The organism is Sporosarcina jeotgali, assembly GCF_033304595.1.
Classification (GTDB): domain Bacteria; phylum Bacillota; class Bacilli; order Bacillales_A; family Planococcaceae; genus Sporosarcina; species Sporosarcina jeotgali.
On record NZ_CP116341.1, the window covers coordinates 660332 to 679390 of the forward strand.

Consider the following 19059-nt stretch of genomic DNA (forward strand, 5'->3'; position numbering starts at 1 on the left):
CTCGTATATTATTAAAAGTTCTGGGTTTAACCTAAGAAAGACTCTATTTGATGGAAGAAGTGGATGATCCAAAGATGGTGAGTATGTATGGATTTTCTGTTTAGGGAAAGGGGAAAACCCATGAAAAGAATCATCGATTTGCACCTATCGTTCATGGAACGGGTTTTACAAGACGAAACCGTATTGCAAGAGTTGGAGCGTGAGAGGATTTCCATATTACCTGGGTTTATGGAGCAGGTGGATCTTGTAAGGGCCTATTATGAAAAATTCTATTCCAAACCGGGCAACCGTCTCGTATTGTGTGGCATTAACCCTGGACGATATGGCGCAGGGAAGAGCGGTATTCCTTTTGTTGACTTCGATGGGTTGAGCCGGCTCCTGTCGGAAAATTACGGTCGTGATCAGGAGCGAAGTGCTCAATTCATCTTATCCGTCATTGAAGGATATGGGATTGGCGAGTTTCAGGATTCTGTGTATTTGACCAATCTATCCTGGTTTGGGTTCCGGCGTGATGGACGGAATATGAATTACTATAATTTGCCCCGTACTGTCCGACATCAGTTCATCGAATCGTTTGCTGAAGAGATGAAAATCGTACAGCCGTCTGCTATTGTGCCGCTTAGTGAAGAAGTGGCGCGGGAGCTGAGAAAACTAGCAGCTGCCGGTCAACTGGACTTCCCGATTGCAGATCGTATTCCGCATCCTCTCCACAGCTCATTCCCTACAAATGTGAAAAAGTCGCGCCTCCGGTATCACATGTGCATCGAAGAGCATACAGGATTGAAGCGGAAAGGTATTGGTTCGTCTGGTGAGTCATCTGAATCAGAGTCTAATCCACCTTTGTCGCGCTAGGTAAGAATTTGAATGAAGTTTCAACTTTTTCAACTCTTCTCTGTCATAAGCGCCCCTTCAACATTGCCCGTGCTGCATGATAGCCGCTGAGTGCTGAAGACAGTGTGCCGGGTCCAGGGAAAGATTGTTCACCGACGATGTAGAAGTTCGATAGAGGAGAACGTACACTTTTGGGTTTAAGGAGCGCATTTCGTACTGTCAGCGGAAATCCGCCGACTTCCGTTTTTCCGATATATTTTTCATACGTAAGGGGTGTTCCAGCTTCTGATGAAAGTACGTAATCTTGAATAGGGAAGACTCGTTGAATCTCTTCAAGCATCGCTTCCATAACGCGGTTCTTTTTCTGCAAGTACTCGCCGTCCGATAATGAATTCCACTGTTCCGACTGTGTATGTATGGAACAGGTCATCAACAGTTCGTCTTCGACCCGCTCGTTTTTTCGATTATAGGCGGGCTGGAATGTGACGTATACGGGACCATGCCCGTCTGTATATAAAATCGTTTGTTTTTTGTCGGGAACAATTTGGGCTGCAAAAGGGAGGGGGCGGCCGCCTAACACTCGCTGCCTGATCGTTTTCTTCAACAGTGCGTCAATCCGGAATGCTCCCCAAGAAAAGTCTTCTCCTTCTGCATGACTCGTCCCCGTGCCGAATGAAACCCCGCTGTTATTGATCACCGTATCATACAATTCCGAGCGTTTTTTAGTGACAATCCGCCATCTTTCCTCTTCTAGAATCAGTACTTTTACTGGCGAAGCGGTCCGCACTTCACCACCGAGTTCTTGAATCCGCTCTGCGAGTATTTCACTTAGCTGGCCGATTCCTTTGTCTACGTAAAAACTGCCGCGTCTGTAAATGGCGAGCGCAAGACTGGATGGCAGTAAAGCAGCTTTTGTACAATCGGTTTGAGCTGCGTCAAGCAATTGGGCATCTAAAAACTCCCTCAAGGGTTTGTATGTATCGAGGCGATGCATACGCAGCAAGTCTTCAACAGTCCGCAGAGCATTGCGAGCTAGACGTAACATACTTCCCGGATGGGAAACTGCATAACTTGGCAGCTTACCTAAATCATATTTACGCCGAATTGGCAACGATACGCCTGTTGCGGTCACACTGTATACCGCTTCACTAAGCTGTTCTAATGCGTGCCAAAAGGTGAGGACATCATCGCTTCTTTCAGGGAAGGCGCGAACGAGTTCCGCTTTCCATAAGGACGGATCGCGATATAGCGAAATACTCCGATCTTCCAATACGACGTCCATCGGATGATCCAGCACATCGAACGGGATCTTGATACCGAGTTGTTGGAACAGCGTATCCAGTAATCCTCGGTCTTCCAATCCGAAAGCAATCGTTGCGCCGGTAGGGAAGCGTCGGTTTTTCCGCGCATATATACCTGCTGATCCGCCGACGGTCGTCGCTTTTTCAAACACCGTCACTTGCCAGCCTTCCTGTGCCAAGAAAGCCCCGGCCATTAATCCCCCTATACCGGCACCGATAATACCAACCGTTTTCTTCAAGGAAAACACCTTCTTTCTTCGCTTAGTGGGTGAAGTACCTTATTAACGTCTATCCATCAATTGTTCTTATTGTTATTAACAGTATCATTTGCCCGAATCACTTGCACCTCGGACATCTTAGAAAATCATTCCAGGCACAAATCGAACACTATCCGGAATTGTGTCGTACACAGCAAACCGCTTTTTCAATGTTTTCGTGGTCTTGATATTAAAATTACGCTAACTGTGGTATGTATAGTAGAAGATGAAAAAAAGATTTGAAACTACATTTGCAGGATAGGGGATCACAAGCGCATGGTATATGTTTTACTGATTGTTGGATTTGTATTATTGATAAAAGGAGCCGACTTTTTCGTTGACGGTTCCTCTAATATCGCGAGACTGCTGCAAGTTCCGCCAATTCTGATCGGGTTAACGATTGTATCATTCGGAACAAGTTCACCGGAAGCGACTGTCAGTATTATCGCAGCATTCGGCGGAAACGCAGATGTTGCAGTCGGTAACGTAGTGGGCAGCAATATTTTTAATATTTCTGTTGTGGTCGGGTTGGCCGCATTCGTTTTTCCTTTGAAAGTTCAAAGTGAGACAATCAAGAAAGAAATTCCATTCACGCTGCTTGCAAGTATTGTCCTGTTTGTTTTGATGAGTGACCTTGCACTGCACGGTTTCGGCACTAATTTGCTTACTCGCGGTGACGGCATTATTCTTTTGCTATTCCTTGCGATTTTTATGTACTACGTGATTGAAGTCGGTCTGAAAAGCCGGAAGAATGCTGCACCGAACCCAGAGTACTTGGACATTAGCTGGGGGAAGAATATTGTAATTACGTTAGCAGGGCTTGTTGCGATTATTTTTGGCGGGGACTTAGTCGTTGATAATGGGACAAAGATTGCGTATTCACTTGGCATGAGTGAAACGCTGGTCGGTCTTACGATTATCGCAATCGGTACTTCACTCCCGGAACTTGTAACTTCTATAGCAGCGGCGATGAAGAAGGAAAGTGAAATCGCACTGGGGAACATCGTAGGAAGCAATATCTTTAATATCCTGTTTGTTCTCGGAGCCACGTCGACCATCACACCCATCGCGGTGGACAGTAAAATCTTTATCGATGTTGTCATTATGATTGTACTGACGCTGGTGTTGTTACTTTTCGCAAGGACTGGATACAGGATTGGGAAGCGTGAGGGCTTGATGCTGGCTGCTTCTTATGTGGTGTATTTGGTTTATATTATTATGCGTAATTAAGTGAGTGATAACTGCAGAGAACAAAAAATAGCAGTCTGGGAATTTCATCAATCCCCAGACTGCTATTTTGTAAGATTTTCTTGAATGTAATTTAAAACTATTCTTCAACTAATTTATTACTCCGTCAATTCCATAAACTCATTCACATCATCCACACACAGTTGAATCGCTTTTTCCCAGAAGTCCGGCTTTGTCAAGTCAACACCTAAGTGTTTCTGAGCCAGGTCTTCCACAGTCATGCGGCCGGTATCTTGCAAAAGGGCGATATACTCGTCTTCGAATCCGCTTCCTTGCTCCAGCGCATGTGCGTAGATACCGAGGCTGAATAAGTAGCCGAATGTGTACGGAAAGTTGTAAAAAGGTGTTCCGGTTTTGTGAAAGTGCAGTTTTGATGCCCAAAACATCGGATCGTATTCGCCAAGCGCGTCACAGTACGCTTCTTTTTGTGCGGTAACCATCAGCTGATTAAGCTTTTCTACAGGAACCATGCCGTCTTTTCGTTCTTCGTAAAACGCTGTTTCGAAGAGGAACCGCGCATGGATGTTCATGAAAAACGTAACGCCGCGGCGTACTTTGTCTTCCAGCAAAGCTACTTTTTCTTCTTTCGACACAGCTTGTTTCACAGCTGCATCTGCGAGAATCATCTCAGCAAATGTTGAAGCGGTTTCTGCAACGTTCATTGCGTATCCTTGGTTTTTAATGTGCAGATCATTCATGACATGCTGGTGGAAACCGTGTCCAAGTTCGTGAGCGAGTGTAGCGATATTGGAAGCAGACCCCGAGAATGTCATGAAGATGCGCGTCTGTTTTGTGTTAGGGAAACTGGTACAAAAGCCGCCGGGACGTTTTCCGGCACGGTCTTCTGCTTCAATCCAGCGGTTTTCGAATGCTGTTTTCGCAAAGTCGGACATTTTAGGGCTGAATTTATGGAACTGCTCGATGATCCGGTTGGCGGCCTCAGTGTATGTCACTGTCGTTACGCTTTTTCCAAGAGGAGCACCGATGTCATAGATACTTAATTTATCCAAATCAAGTAATTTCGCTTTTCTGTTCAGAAAGTCAACAAATGGTTTTTTGTTTTGCTCAATTGCTGTCCACATTGCATCGAGCGTTTCTTTTTGCATCCGGTTGTTTTCAAGAGGTTCCTGCAAGACATCATCCCATCCGCGATGACGGTACATTTGCAAGCGGAATCCGGCCAAGTGGTTCAATGTCTGTCCGAATAACGCTGCGTTTTTCTGCCACTCTTGCTGGGTTTTATCGAACATCTCTTTACGGACGTTTCGGTCGGAGTTCGACATTTTGTTGGATGCTTGCCCCATTGAATAATGCTTCGTTTCTCCGTTTTCTTCCTCCGTAACAGTCATATTTCCTACGACAGTTTCGTACATCTGATTCCATGCGTGGTAGCCATCCACCGCTAAGTCATTGATAAGAATCTCTTGATCCAGCGGCAGCAATTCTTTGGCACGATGTCTTGCTTCGCTGAGAGGGAATGCGATTTCCTTCAGTTCAGCTGACTGCATCAGCTGTTCCCAGGCTGCATCGTCAATCTCTTTCAGCTTCTGGTCCAGCTTCGTACCCATTGCTCCCATTTTCGCACTCAATTCACCGCGTTTCGCTACCCAGACTGCCGCATCCGCATCATGTACATCTTGTGCACTCAGGCAGCTGATAAAAGCGAAAACATCGCGCATCCGTTTTTGCACGGGCGACAATTGATCGGTGATTGCAGCTAATTCAGCTGCGGAAGCATGCTCGGGTGCAAAGTGTTCAATCTGTTCATCCATTCGTGAGATGTCTTTCGTCAGTTCTGAGAAAGTCGTTTGTAAGCTTTCCGATTGACTGCCTCCAGCGAAAATTGAGTCTAAATCCCAAGACGGGACGTATTCTTTTGTGTGCGTCATTCAAATCGCTCCCTTTTGAAAGTATATTCTAATTATAAGGAAAGGTCTGATAGAATGCGAAGGTGCTAGCTTGGCATTTACTTGGAATAGCTGGGGCCTGTACAAAATGTGCTGAAATAAATGAACAAAAAAAGCCGGCCTTCCGAATAAAATCATACACGGGAAGGTCGGCTTTCACTCTCTATATAGTTTGCTAGAAACAATCGATGATCCCATAACTTACGAATAAATCGCCTCAACAATCGAAACAATAAAAAATAAAAAAGGTAAAGCGCTGATGACTAGCCCGATTTTCACGGTCCTTTTCACAAAGGAGAGAACGGCACCTATTAACCAGACTGGAATAGGCAGCAGCCAAAGCGGGGCAGTAAACACACTGTCTGTAAAGTTTTCTCCAAGACCGCCTACAGCTAGAAAGCCGGAAAACAGGATGACGATGAAGCCTGTTACAAAGATGTGTATCGCTCGATAAACTTGAAAGACGATTTTGATTTCCTCCAATCACTAGTAATGTTATTTTATGAGTTAATATTTTTTTAGTCTCCCTGGACATACTGGATAACCGCTTTGCCGATCTGGGCAATTGTTTGCTGACCGTCGTGATTATGTTCCCAATTCGTTGTCAGAACGGCGATATTCACACGCTTTTCGCCGTTTTCAAAGTAAGCGATGTCGTGTTCGACACCGGGAAGCGTGCCGGTTTTGTTCCCGATAATTAGTGTTTCATCGAAAATCGGCTGGAAGGCAGGTAGCTTGTCGATCAGCTGCTGGTCGCGCATAATTGTTTTCAATTGCTGTTTGCTTGTCAGGGACAGAATTTCACTTGTTGGATCTAGGCAAGCAAGAAATCGGACCATGTCTTTTGCGGTTGCTTCGTTTTCCAATCCGCGGGCAAGGGCGTCATAGTCCATGAATTTCCGTGTCAGCTGCGAGTTTGTGGCACCGACTCGTTTAAAGAAACTCTGGATACGCTCAATTCCTACATGTTCAATCACGAGGTTTGCTGCTGTATTATCGGAGACAATGATGGACAAAGTCAGGGCATTCCTTAGCGTTATTTGCTCATTCCCGCACATGTAAGCTAATACTCCCGATCCTCCGACAGGTTCCTCGATATTTAACAGGGTGTCTAAGTCAATTTCTCCGCGGTCCGCTGCCGCAAGACATGCCATGGCGGCCGGTACTTTTAGAATACTGGCGGAACGTTTCACTTCATTCTCCCTTACGGCGATCTCCCCGTCAGGCGTGGTTGCGTAAATCGAGACGTCCCCTGCAGCGCCACTAGCAATTGTGTTGAGTTCCTCTTTTAATTGAATGTAATTCATATTTTTCACCTGCCTAATAGAATGTGAAGCGGCAATTTAATCTTGTTCTAACTAATGGATTCTGAATTGTGCTTCATTTGTTTGTTTTAATCGTAGCACCTAATAGATGAAAAAGCTCACCCTTTTTTAGGGGTTACGAGAATGCAGGCTAATTGCTTGCGATTCGTATCCGAAATCATTTCTTAGTTGAAATATACCTCTGTTTCCATCGCAACTAAGCAGGTGTGGAAGCGGTAATGAATGAAACTCTCTGATCTTAAATCTACTAAATATATACTTGTATCAGTATTTCGCAGGAAGGTCATTCCACTGCCTCCAAGCTGAATAGTATGATAAAATGGAGATAGATTCCGCGGATAATATAGGAATGAGACAGGTTAGGGGCTGTATCTTTTACAGTGTCTTTTTTTATGTCCTTTCTATACATATGGATAAATTAGTATTTCATCATGCGGAACATAAAAGTTTAGTTATAACGGTGAAAAAATAGAATGACTGAATTTATAAAGAGAAGGGAGGGAACGCAGAATGGCAATCATTCATGTTGCGGATTATCAAACAATCGATTTGGCGATTCGGACAGCACACCCGGGAGATACAGTGGAAGTTGAGGATGGGTTCTACCATGAATTTTTGAACATTGATAAGGAACTTATTCTGCGAAGTTCAAGCGGAGATGCTCGTTCAGTCTGTATAACAGGCGGTGTGCATGTCAATACGATTGAAGAAGTACGTTTCGAGTCGATTACGATCGGATGCGGCAGTGCGCCGATTGAGGTTGGACTTCATATAGAGTCAGGGCAGATAACTCTTCATCACTGTCTTTTCTCTGAGATTCAAGGAATGGCTATGCGAGTGGATGCTGCGGCAAAAGTATCAGCTGAGCATACGAACTTCAAAAAGAATATTCAGGGTATCGAAGTGTCTGGTCGTCTGTCTTTGTTTGATTGTATCGTGGAAGAAACCATCGAGAAGGCACAGGTTGCTGTGCGTGACGGAGGGGAACTCGCACTAACTGATTGCGGGATTTTAAGCGGTCAGGAGGAAGGGATCAGCCTCACAGGCGGCAGTCGCTGCGCGATTACGAAGTCCTCCATTATCGGAAATAGCGGAGCGCAATTATATTTAGCAGAAGACAGCTTCTTAGATTTGGAACAGACGAATTTCTATTTAGGGAAGGCAAACGGGATTTCTGTTGATCAGTCAAAAGGAATCATGAAAAACTGTACCTTTACTATGCAAACCCTGGCTCATGTAGATCTTATGAATGGATCGCATTTTGAAATAAACTCCAGCAAGTTTGAAAATGGAGAATCCACTGGGATGATAATCAATGGTTCTTCTGTTGAAATATCAGACTCTCTGTTTAAAGGTCAAAAAGATGACCAGCTGCATTGTATCGAACAAAGCAAGGTTTCGATTCATCGGACTCAGTTTCTTTCAGGGGAAGAACGAGGAATCGTTTGTGAAAATTCCTCGGCCGCGATTATTGAATCTGAGGTGAAGTACAATCAGATGACGCAGCTGTCCGCGACAGGCGGAAGTATATTAACGATCCTTGGCTGTGACATTGAAAAAGGGAAAAGCATAGGGATTTACGCTGCTGGCAGTCAGGTGAAAATCTCAGATTCGCAAGTCAGCCATCACGATGACATACAGATCTTTGCTGCTGAACAATCCGAATTAATCGTATCTGCAACTGAAGTGAAGAGTGGGAAAAGTTCAGGCGTGTCCGCTAAGAATGCAACCATGGAAGTCGCTAATTGTATCCTCTTCGGGCACAAAGGTTCGAACATCTTATTGAGTTCAGATGCGAAAGCCGAAATTACTGATTGCAGAATTTCAGACGGAGAAAAGAATGGTGTTCTTGCAGGTCCGGGGACCACTCTTTCGCTGGAACGAACGGTTTTGTTTCATCATAAAAAAGCGCAAGTGAGTGCAGCGAAATCTGTCGAAGTAGTCCTGACGGAGTGTGAACTCTATGACGGCAGCTCATCTGGATTGGCACTGCGTCAAGTGGAACGCGTTGAAGTGACGGACACGAATGTACACGGACATCGTGCGGACCAGATCGTTTTGCAGGAGTGTTCTGACGTTCACTTGAAATCGACGCAAGTGATGAATGGAACGAAAGCGGGAGTGCAGCTGGAAAAATCGATTCCTGTACTCGAAGACTGCCGCTTTGACAATAATCGCGGAGGAGATTTGAAACGGCTGGATGACAGCGAACCGGTATTGAAAAATACGGAATTGTCCCTTCCTCCTGTAATGAACGGATCTAAAGATAGAGGAATAACGAGTCGAATTGAAACAAAAGAAGCCTTCAGCAACCCAGAAATGCTGGATCTTTTAATGAAGGAATTGGATGAATTCATTGGCCTTGAAGACGTGAAAGACAAAATGCGAGACATGATGAATCTAGTGGAGATCAATCATTTTAAATCAGAACGCGGGTTGAAAACCATTAAGCTCGCAGCACCTCATATGATCTTTCAAGGAAATCCAGGCACTGGTAAAACAACCATTGCGCGACTTATGGGCGGTTTTTTTAAGTGGCTTGGCCTCTTGCCGAAAGGGCATCTTGTTGAAGTGAAACGGGAGGATCTGGTTGGAACCCACGTAGGGAGTTCTGAGGAATTAACGAAGCTGAAAATCAGGGAAGCGATGGGCGGGGTACTCTTCATTGACGAGGCTTATACGCTTACAGCAGGAAAAAACTCAAGCAATGATTATGGAAAAAAGGTCATCGACACATTGCTTCCTGCAATGGAAAATCATCGCGGTGAATTTGTTGTCATTGCAGCAGGATATACGGAGGACATGGATCAATTCTTAACATCGAACCCAGGATTGAAAGATCGTTTTACGGAAAAGATTCACTTCCAGGATTATACGCCGGATGAGCTGATGCAACTCTTCTTATCCAAGTGTGACGGGAGCTATTCGGTTACCACTACTGCCAAACAGGCAATCCATGATGAGTTCGTTGAACGGTATCGCAAACGGGACCAGACATTCAGTAATGCCCGAATGGTGCGCACGCTTTACGATCAGATTGGATTAGCCCAGTCACTAAGAATTGCGAAGTATCCGCGAGAGCAATGGACAGAAGCGTTATTGACGACTTTTGAAGCAGAAGACGTTCATCAAGTAGTGAAAGAGCGTGACGTAAAAAGTTATCAAGTTCCGATTGACGAGGAACTGCTCAAAAAGAAAAGAGACGAACTGCATCAATTTATCGGTCTTGAGACAGTAAAAGCTGAAATCGATGAAATGATTGAACTGATGAGGTATTACAAAAGAGAAAACCATTCAGCCGATAAGCTGATGAACCATACGCTGCTGATTGGAAAACCCGGGACAGGAAAAACCGAGGTTGCTCGGGTGCTGGCGGGCATTTACCAGGCGCTTGGATTACTCGAAATAGGCGAACTGATTGAAGTGGATCGAAGCGATTTAGTCGGTTCGCATATTGGTGAAACGGAGAAGCGGACAGCTGAACAGATTGAGCGCGCCATGGGCAGTGCGCTGTTCATCGATGAAGCCTATACATTAGCTGGCAGCGGCGAGAATGACTACGGAAAAAAAGCGGTGGAAGTGCTGCTGAAGCAGATGTCCGATCGTCAAGGCGAATTCGTGCTGATTGCGGCAGGCTATGAAAAAGAAATGAACAGCTTCCTGGACAGCAACGCTGGGCTGCGCCGCCGTTTTGGTCTCACCTTGCATTTTAAAGATTATACGCCAGAAGAATTGATGGAGATTACCTGGCTCTACATTCGTGGATATACTATAGCGGAGCATGCGAAGGATACGCTGTACCAACATTACCGGGACATTTATGAACGAAGAGACGATACATTTGGAAATGCAGGTTTGGCTAAAAAAATCGCGAAAGAAATGACCCGGAAAGTTGATTATCGATTGGCTGTGGCGAGCAGCAGCCGGCTGGGCAAGGAGATGAAGAAAGAAATTACTTCGGATGATCTGGTTTTGTTGGAGAGCTGAGCAAAACTTACGGTACTGAAACAGTAAACTAAATCTGTTTCACTGGTTCTGCATAGACGACATTTTCCCTGCTTGTTGTAAACTCATACAGATAAAAAGATCCCGTTTCAGCTGACAATTTATCATCTGAAACGGAATTTTTGTTTGGCTGTCGGGTTACTAAAATAAAATTTGTTGTAAGTGCTATATAGTTGTCTAAATATCAAATGCCAATAGGAATCCGAAGAATTTTGATAAGCATTCAAAATAGATAGTTATGATCAATGTAACAATTAATAATACGTTCCTGCACATCAAATAGGGAGATTTATGCTATTATATTCTAGTATATTAACTTCTGTATAGGATGAAAGACTTCATAGATATAATAATATAGAATAGAGTCAACTGGATAATGTGCATGTTGATTTTCTATTTTTGTTACAAGTTTAAAAAGAATAGAAGGGAGAACTTAAAAGTGCGATTAAACATTAAAGGAAAAGTTCTGTCTGCTATTCTAGTAGTTGCGGCAGTTATTCTACTATCTGAATTAGTTATTGCGAATAAGACCGACAAGGCAACAGCCACTTTACATATGACTCCACTGGAACCATTACCAGTTTCATTTGAACCGATTGAAGGTTTTGCGGATTCCCCATTGAGGCAGTCAATTCTTTTAAAAGAGAGACAAGAGAAAGAGATTGCGCGAAAAGAAGCAGTTGCTAAGCAAAATGAAATTGATCAACAAGAGAAAACGATTTATCTAACATTTGATGATGGCCCTTCAGCTGTTGTGAACCAATTGTTAGACATTTTAGGTGATTACCAGATGACAGCGACGTTCTTCATGTTAGGGCCCCACATGAAGGAGCATTCCAAATCTGTAATTCGCATGAAGAATGAAGGTTTCGGACTGGGCTTGCATGGAGTAACCCATGACGCAGGCAAGATTTATAGCAGTGCGTCTGCCCCGGCAGATGAAATGATCGAGGATCGCAAAATACTTGAAGATGTGACAGGTGTACACTCTAACCTAATCCGGCTGCCTTACGGGAGCATTCCATATTTAACGGAAGATATGCGGTTTTTATTGGACAAAAATGATTTTCAGGTCTGGGATTGGAATATCGATAGCCGCGACTGGGAACTAAAGGATCGGCGCTATGTCCAGCATACCAAGCAGGCCATTGATCAGTATATCGAGGCGGGAGTTACTCCTGTCGTGCTGCTGCATGATAAACCCCATACAATCGAATACTTGCCAGAGCTGCTGTCTTATATTAAAAAGCAAGGCTATCACACAAAAGTGTTAACCAATGAACAACCGCCCGTAACCTTTCAATGTAACGGACGCTGTCACTCGATCAGCTGATTTATAGGATGAGGCAAGGAGGGATTTAAGTTGAAACGTATAGGTTTTTTCGTAATGATTGCAAGTTTATTTACAGTGCTTACTGGATGTCAAACCGATAAAAAGGAAGCGGCGGAGATCCATAAAAAAATAGAAGATTCAGCAGTGTTAGAAGAGAAATTCGCTGAAAATCAAAAAGAGTTGGCGGCCAGCAGAAAAAAAGTCAACGAGAGCAATCAAAAGATACTCGGACTTAAAAGCACTGAAGCGGCGGCAATAAAACAAACGATAAATAATCAAGAGATTTCAACCGAAAGGCGTGAACTGGACGAAGCACAGGAAAACTTCCAGAACGCGTATGCTGCACTCATGACTATTGATGAAAACATTAAGCTAATTAAGGACAAAGATGAGAAGAAGTTGGCAACTAATGTCATGACACTCATGAAGGACCGTAAAAAGCTGATGGACAGCTACTTTGATATCTATCAAATGCAATTGAACTCACAGAGTAAATTCTTCGATAATCTTGAACAAGGGAATTTTCAACTGGATACACTGGAAGAACAGGTCGAAACCATAAACGACGAAAGTAAAAAAATGCACGATGTTGCCGAACAAGTGAATCAGGTGACGAAAAACTATAACGAAGTGAAGAGTAAGTATTTTGAGATGGCTGGATTGAGTTAAGAAAAAGAGATTTCACATTCTTAATTCCGTATAAAAAGCACCTTGATCCCATTAATAACTATCGGATCGAGGTGTTTTTTAGTCTGCGGTTTTGTTGAATGGAAATTAGTTTGACTGCTGTACTTCTGAGGTTCAAAGCTCCTCTTAATTAGGCGATTAATCAGCAGCAATAAGCCAAGCAATACAATTAAAACAAATATATAATGCTGGAAATGATGATTATTTCTTTTGTTCGTTACATCCACCGTGCATTTTTAATTGCGACAAATCCATTTAAGATGCAACAAAAAACACGATTATCTTAAATGCATTTCAATTTAATGATATAGTCAGTCTATTAATTATTTTTAACTAGAGGAGTGGCGACTATGGGTGCACCGGATAATTTGTTTACAAAACTGATTGCGGAATACGATGAGTCTCTCTCGCGCAATGGAATTAGTGGCAGAAGAATTGCAGAACGTTTAAGTGCATTGTCGGAAATCGGAAAGACTGAAGAGGGCGGTGTGACCCGTCCTGGTTTCTCAGCTGAAGAAAAGCAGGCCAAAGAGACCGTGCAGGGATGGATGAAAGCTGCTGGACTGGATGTAAGATCAGATGGCGCCGGAAATGTTATCGGTCGATTGAATGGATCTGAAGAGAATAAGACGATCATGTCTGGCTCCCATGTGGACAGTGTTCCGAATGGCGGGAACTTTGATGGACCGTTAGGAGTGATTGCTGCGCTGGAGGTTGTGGAAGCGTGGAAGGAAACCGGTTATCAACCAAGGCAGCCCTTTGAAGTCGTAATTTTTTCAGATGAAGAAGGAACACGTTTCGGTGCGGGTTTGACAGGCAGCCATGCGATGGCTGGCCATTTGACGGCGGATGAAACGGACTTGTTAAAAGACAAAGATGGCAAATCATTTGAAACGGTTATCGAAGAATATGGCAGTTCGATGCAAGGGGTTTGGGACGCAAAACGGGACTTGAAGGATGTCGAATTGTTTGTTGAACTTCATATCGAGCAAGGGAAATTACTTGAGAAGAACGGGGTGTCTGTTGGTGTTGTGCGAGGAATAGCAGGCCCTGTTTGGATGACGGTTGCATTTGAAGGCGAAGCAGGACATGCCGGCAATACGCCAATGGACGATCGTAAAGATTCATTGGTCGCAGCGAGTCATTTTGTTCATGCGATTTCCTCATTGCCCCGCCAGTTCAGTGAAACTGCAGTCGCAACCGTTGGGAAATTGAATGTCTATCCAAACGGCATTAATGTCATCCCGCAGAAAGTTGAGCTGACAGTTGATATACGTGACATACATGAAGAGAAACGCAATGCGCTGGTCGACGCAATCATAGAATCGGCAAAAGAAGCGGCGAGTACCCATAACGTACATGCAGATTACCAGCAGACGCTCGCTGTTGAACCTTTGCTAATCCAAGAAAAACTGGTGGAAGATATGAAGGAGTCTATCACAAAATTCGGATTCGAACCAATGGAGCTGATGAGCGGGGCCGGTCATGATTCGATGGTCATCGGACGGGAAATTCCTGCAGCAATGTTATTTGTTCAAAGCAAGAAAGGAATCAGTCATAATCCTGAAGAATGGACCGATTTAAAAGACTGCGTACTTGGCATACATGTTTTAAAAGACTTCATCGAAAGTCAGATGTGATTGTAATTCTACTAAAACGAAATTCAGTTGATATCAATAGAAAACGATCCGATTTCAGAGGATGGATCCTTCTGAAATCGGATCGTTTTTTAAATGGTTGCGTTAACTAGTACTGTATTCTTTACTTTTCATAGGTCTTGAAGATTTCACCCGCGATGCCCATCGCCTGAACAGCCTTTGGGAATCCAACATACCCTGCACACTGGATGATAAGTTCAATAATTTCTTCTTGAGTCATTCCGATTCTCAAGGAAGCATGGATATGGACTTTTAACTGGTCAAATGCACCTTGTGTTAGAAGTGTTGTCAAAGTGATATATTCGCGCTGCACAAGAGTTAACGCATTCCTCCCATAAAGATCACCGAATCCGAAAGATACAATCATATCCCAGAAGTCAGGTGAAATTTCTTGAATGTGCCGCATCCCGGATTGGACTTCTTGTGAAAAAAGTTCCTCCATTACTTGTGTTCCTTTTTCGTAGCGGTTGTTAGTTTCCATATCATTGTCTCCCCATCGTAGGTGGAATTTCGTTTTCATCGACTAGGGCCTCGATGACGAATGGCTTATTTATTTTCTGGATTGTGGTTAGTGCTCTTTGGATGGCCTCAACAATGTCTAAGGGTGTATGGCAAGTAATTGCCTCTAGTCCCATCGATTCTGCAAATTTAGTGGTGTCAAGTGGAGTTTCATAGATTCCTCCAATAGATGTACCAATCATTTTCCTCATGCCTTTTTCAACCATATCCAGCCGGCCGTTATTAACGACGATGAATAGTACAGCTGAATCGTAATTGTAGGCAGTGGACAACTCTGTTCCATGCATGAACATGCACCCGTCCCCAACTAAGCAGACAATAAGTTTTTCAGGCGCTGCAAGTTTTGCCCCGATGGCATATCCGATTCCGTTTCCCATTGCACCAAAGATGTCATCAAAGAAGAACGTGCCGGGTTTGTAAATATCAAAGTGTTGGATACCGTAGAACGAATGACTGCCATCATCTCCGAATACAATTGCTTCTTCAGGAAGCGCATTCCGCATTGCTTTCAGCACTTGGATTGCAGACATGCGCTTCCCAGTAGCATTCTCTTCCAATGGATGCAAATCAATTTTTGATAAAAACACGTCGCTATCTGTCTGTGGAATGTCTTTCAAAATCGTCGTCAAGTTCGATCTGATATCCCCAAGAATCGGAGTCGTTTCAACAGGAATCGATTTGCCGATAAATGTAGGATTGTAGTCAAAATGAAGAATGTGTTCAGGATACATCGCTTCTGTTAAGCCTGCGATCGACATGTCGCTCAGTTGTGAACCGATGACGATAAGTAAATCTACTCCGTCATTGAAATACGCGGATGCTTCAGGAGTTCCCCCTAGTCCGAACGCACCTAGGGAAAGTGAGTGATTGGAAGGGAATGTGCCTTTTCCTCCTGGCGTCGTAATAACGGGAATCTTCCAATGCTCCGCAAGATGTTGTACTTCTTCGTAGGATTTACTGGAATGAACACCTTTTCCGAGGAATAGCAGAGGGCGCTTTGCTTCAGACAGCCGCTTCGCCACTTCACCTGTGTGCAGTGAAATCAGTTCTTGAGATCTCGGAAATTCAAGTAGAAACGGTTCAATCTCTTCCAGTAAAATATCGAATGGAACGGAGAGATGCACAGGACCTTTCACAGCGGAGATTGCTTTTTCAAGAGCATGCTGCAAGTACGGTTTCAAAAGGTCACCCCGTTCCACACGAGCACTGAACTTTGTTACGGATTGAAACATGGCTGTTAGATCCGTTCCGAAAATACTTGAGTCTTGTCCCATCGCTTTCCCTGTATCTTTCATAGAAGGATGACCGGTTAGGAGCAACAAAGGAATGTTAGAGGCTTTCGCCTGACCTGCGGCGGAAAGCAAGTTGGTTCCGCCCGGTCCGGATGTTCCGATTGCTACCCCGATCGTTTCATTCATCAATGAATATCCTGCAGCTTCGTAGCCTGCTGCACCTTCGTGTTTACTCAGAACAAATTCCAGTTCATAACGTAAGAGTTCGAAAAGAATGGGGGAGATGGCTTTCCCCGGAATACCGAATACATGGTGAATCCCCCAATGTTTAAAGTTTTCTACTAAAACGGTCGAAACTTTCTTCATGGCCGACTCTCTCCCTATCTCAATTAGTGGTGCAAGTAGATGTTCTCAATTTCAGAAGCAGGCAGTGGCTTATTGAAGAAAAAGCCTTGTGTGATATCGCAATTATGATGTTTTAGGAAGTCCAGCTGTGCTTGAGTTTCAACACCTTCAGCAATCACTTCTTTTTGAAGATTGTGCGCGAGTGTAATTGTAGCAATCACAATAATGGCATCATTCACATCGTTCATCAGTTCACTGACAAATGATTTGTCGATTTTAATATAATCAATCGGGAAGTTTTTAAGATAGTTCAGTGAGCTGTATCCTGTTCCAAAATCATCAATACTTATGCCCACGCCCAGTTTTTTTAACTCTTTCAGGACATGGATGGAGTATTCGTATTCCATCGCCATATTCTCTGTGATTTCAATGACAAGGTATTTCGGATTAAGGGCTGTGAGCTCCAACACTTCTTCTACGTAAGAAATGAGATTTCGAGTCAAGAATTGCTGAGTCGACAAGTTCACTGAAATTTTGACAGGTGCCATTCCGGCATCTTGCCACTTTTTGTTCTGAATACAGGCTTCGCTTATGACCCATTCACCAATTTGAGTAATTAACCCATTTTCCTCAGCAAGTCTGATGAAACGTCCGGGGGCAAGTAATCCTAATCGCGGATGCTCCCAGCGAATCAATGCTTCGAATCCAATTAATGCCCCGGATACATTATGGATTTGAGGTTGATAATGCAAAACGAATTCTTGGTTATCCAGGGCATTGCGCAATTCGATTTCCAAGACGGATTCAGCAATCATTTCGTCAGATAAGTCACTCGTATGAACGACGAACTGGTTTTTTCCTTTAGCCTTTGCTTGATACATGGCGTTATCCGCATAAACCAAAAACTTTTCCATGGATAATGGAGTATCCGGATATATCGCAACTCCAATACTAGCAGTCGTGTACAATTCTTTGTGATTCACCAGAAATGGATCGTGGAACAGCTTGAGTATTTCTTCTGCTTTTTGTATGACATAGCTTGGACTGTCAAAATCGGTTAAAAGGAAAATGAATTCATCGCCGCCCATTCGTGCCAGGATGTCATTTTTTCCAAGGCAGCGGGATAAACGTTCGCTAACCCGCTGGAGCAACTCATCCCCGTAATAATGTCCGAAGTTGTCGTTAATGATTTTAAAGCGATCTAAGTCAATGAATAGCAAAGCCAGTTTGCGAGGATGTCCCGTATTAATGTCCTGAATAATGGTTTCCATTGTATTTTGAATGGATCTTCTGTTCGGCAGATGAGTTAAATCATCGTGGTAAGCCAGATAGTTATACTTTTCCTGCAGTAAATATCGATTCGATATATCCCTGAACTGCCCGAACGCACCGATCATTTTGTCATTCTCAAAAATCGGCTGAGCATCAAATAAGCACACGACTTGCTGCCCAGAATCATCGATGAATTTTATTTCCTCGTTGTTGAAGATTTTACCTTCACGCAGCACCTCTTTGAAATACTTTCCAGTGAGAGGTGAATCGAATATATTCCGGCCGACAACGGATTCCCTGCTGTTATTAGATATTTTTTCAGCGAAGTCATTGAACTCCGTTGTAATGCCGTTTTCATCTGTAATGACAATCCCATTACGAGTTCTTTTTAACATAATCTGATTCATAATATTGAGCTTGCGATTCTGCTTACGAAGCAATAATTCACGCTCAATTGAATCGACAACCTGTGCAAGCATAGAAAGGTAAAGGGGATTTTGGAACCCGATCGGCATCATAATTGAAATGCTTCCAAGGAGATTGTTTTCATCTGTATTGTGAAAAGCCGTCCCATAACACGCGATATCATGGAGAGGCGAATGATAGTGCTGATCGCCAATGATGCTGATTGGATGCATCTGCTGCAGGGATAGGCTGACTACATTTGTTCCTGTATCTTCTAAAGTGAATTGCGCACCGAGCCTGATACCGAATTGATCACTCATCGCTTTGATGCTTTCATCTCCTTCAAATAAGAGGAGGTATCCATTTTCATCGGAAACGACGACTAAAATGGGTGTCCCTTTTAATGAGTTCAATAACTTATTTGAGAAGAAGCTGACAACTGACAAGATCTCGCTATATGCCTTTTTTTTCTCTTCAAACTGAGCCGTACTCAAAAAGTGCTTCGGGGCAGATAATTCATTTTGATCCATCCCGGCCTTTTTACACATTTCATTGGCTGCTGCAATGTAGTGGGGGTCTGACATTCTATCAATCTCCTCCTTCTTCTCATGGTGAGTATAAGGATACACATGAGGCTAGAGTACAAAATATAGTAAATACGTATTATTACGAATAATCCATTAGTTATAATTTAACACAAAAATTTAACCAATCATAGTTGATCGGTACTTAAT

Annotated in this window: 13 protein-coding genes; 6 read left to right on the forward strand and 7 right to left on the reverse strand. The window is 43.5% G+C overall.

All coding sequences use genetic code 11. The features are described from left to right. Positions 1–120 precede the first annotated feature (120 nt). Positions 121–852: a uracil-DNA glycosylase family protein gene (locus PGH26_RS03050; RefSeq protein WP_323692560.1), complete on the forward strand. Its 732-nt coding sequence runs from the start codon at positions 121–123 to the stop codon at positions 850–852. A 43-nt stretch (positions 853–895) separates the two neighbouring features. On the opposite strand, the gene PGH26_RS03055 is transcribed toward PGH26_RS03050, so the two are convergent. Beyond that, entirely contained in the window at positions 896–2371 is a 1476-nt protein-coding gene (locus PGH26_RS03055) for a phytoene desaturase family protein (protein ID WP_323692561.1), read from the reverse strand. A gap of 294 nt (positions 2372–2665) precedes the next feature. On the opposite strand from PGH26_RS03055, the gene PGH26_RS03060 reads away from it, so the two are divergent. Beyond that, complete coding sequence (locus PGH26_RS03060; protein ID WP_323692562.1) at positions 2666–3619, forward strand: calcium/sodium antiporter; 954 nt, start codon at positions 2666–2668, stop codon at positions 3617–3619. Positions 3620–3735: 116 nt separating this feature from the next. Here the strand turns inward: PGH26_RS03060 and PGH26_RS03065 are convergent, their stop codons facing one another. From PGH26_RS03065 to PGH26_RS03075, 3 genes are all read right to left on the reverse strand, one after another. Continuing rightward, complete coding sequence (locus PGH26_RS03065) at positions 3736–5526, reverse strand: M3 family oligoendopeptidase (RefSeq protein ID WP_323692563.1); 1791 nt, start codon at positions 5524–5526, stop codon at positions 3736–3738. 219 nt (positions 5527–5745) lie between these two features. Further along, the gene (locus tag PGH26_RS03070) at positions 5746–6027 is read right to left on the reverse strand and encodes a hypothetical protein (protein WP_323692564.1); all 282 of its coding nucleotides are present in this window, start codon (positions 6025–6027) and stop codon (positions 5746–5748) included. Positions 6028–6062: 35 nt separating this feature from the next. Then, positions 6063–6851 (reverse strand): serine hydrolase, encoded by a 789-nt coding sequence (locus PGH26_RS03075; protein WP_323692565.1) that lies wholly within the window; start codon positions 6849–6851, stop codon positions 6063–6065. A 528-nt stretch (positions 6852–7379) separates the two neighbouring features. Between PGH26_RS03075 and PGH26_RS03080 the strand changes: the two genes are divergently transcribed. The 4 genes from PGH26_RS03080 (at position 7380) to PGH26_RS03095 (ending at position 14534) form a co-directional block, all read left to right on the forward strand. Continuing rightward, on the forward strand, positions 7380–10856 hold the full coding sequence (locus tag PGH26_RS03080) for a right-handed parallel beta-helix repeat-containing protein (RefSeq protein WP_323692566.1): 3477 nt from the start codon (positions 7380–7382) through the stop codon (positions 10854–10856). A 457-nt stretch (positions 10857–11313) separates the two neighbouring features. Next, positions 11314–12207, forward strand: a complete 894-nt coding sequence (locus PGH26_RS03085) for a polysaccharide deacetylase family protein (RefSeq protein ID WP_323692567.1) — start codon at positions 11314–11316, stop codon at positions 12205–12207. A 30-nt stretch (positions 12208–12237) separates the two neighbouring features. After that, the gene (locus PGH26_RS03090; RefSeq protein WP_323692568.1) at positions 12238–12876 is read left to right on the forward strand and encodes a YkyA family protein; all 639 of its coding nucleotides are present in this window, start codon (positions 12238–12240) and stop codon (positions 12874–12876) included. 368 nt (positions 12877–13244) lie between these two features. Further along, positions 13245–14534: a Zn-dependent hydrolase gene (locus PGH26_RS03095; protein ID WP_323692569.1), complete on the forward strand. Its 1290-nt coding sequence runs from the start codon at positions 13245–13247 to the stop codon at positions 14532–14534. 121 nt (positions 14535–14655) lie between these two features. Here PGH26_RS03095 and PGH26_RS03100 read toward each other — a convergent pair whose 3' ends face one another. Genes PGH26_RS03100 through PGH26_RS03110 form a run of 3 tightly spaced genes read right to left on the reverse strand, consistent with a single transcriptional unit; the run spans position 14656 to position 18909 of the window. Then, on the reverse strand, positions 14656–15033 hold the full coding sequence (locus PGH26_RS03100) for a carboxymuconolactone decarboxylase family protein (RefSeq protein ID WP_323692570.1): 378 nt from the start codon (positions 15031–15033) through the stop codon (positions 14656–14658). A 1-nt stretch (position 15034) separates the two neighbouring features. After that, complete coding sequence (locus tag PGH26_RS03105) at positions 15035–16669, reverse strand: thiamine pyrophosphate-binding protein (protein ID WP_323692571.1); 1635 nt, start codon at positions 16667–16669, stop codon at positions 15035–15037. Positions 16670–16692: 23 nt separating this feature from the next. Next, the gene (locus tag PGH26_RS03110) at positions 16693–18909 is read right to left on the reverse strand and encodes an EAL domain-containing protein (RefSeq protein WP_323692572.1); all 2217 of its coding nucleotides are present in this window, start codon (positions 18907–18909) and stop codon (positions 16693–16695) included. Positions 18910–19059 lie beyond the last annotated feature (150 nt).

Bases quoted from the DNA above. Each gene is read 5' to 3' on its own strand.
- PGH26_RS03050 (WP_323692560.1), top strand. From the start codon at position 121: ATGAAAAGAATCATCGATTTGCACCTATCGTTCATGGAACGGGTTTTA.
- PGH26_RS03060 (WP_323692562.1), top strand. From the start codon at position 2,666: ATGGTATATGTTTTACTGATTGTTGGATTTGTATTATTGATAAAAGGA.
- PGH26_RS03065 (WP_323692563.1), bottom strand. From the start codon at position 5,526: ATGACGCACACAAAAGAATACGTCCCGTCTTGGGATTTAGACTCAATT.
- PGH26_RS03075 (WP_323692565.1), bottom strand. From the start codon at position 6,851: ATGAATTACATTCAATTAAAAGAGGAACTCAACACAATTGCTAGTGGC.
- PGH26_RS03080 (WP_323692566.1), top strand. From the start codon at position 7,380: ATGGCAATCATTCATGTTGCGGATTATCAAACAATCGATTTGGCGATT.
- PGH26_RS03095 (WP_323692569.1), top strand. From the start codon at position 13,245: ATGGGTGCACCGGATAATTTGTTTACAAAACTGATTGCGGAATACGAT.
- PGH26_RS03100 (WP_323692570.1), bottom strand. From the start codon at position 15,033: ATGGAAACTAACAACCGCTACGAAAAAGGAACACAAGTAATGGAGGAA.
- PGH26_RS03105 (WP_323692571.1), bottom strand. From the start codon at position 16,669: ATGAAGAAAGTTTCGACCGTTTTAGTAGAAAACTTTAAACATTGGGGG.
- PGH26_RS03110 (WP_323692572.1), bottom strand. From the start codon at position 18,909: ATGTCAGACCCCCACTACATTGCAGCAGCCAATGAAATGTGTAAAAAG.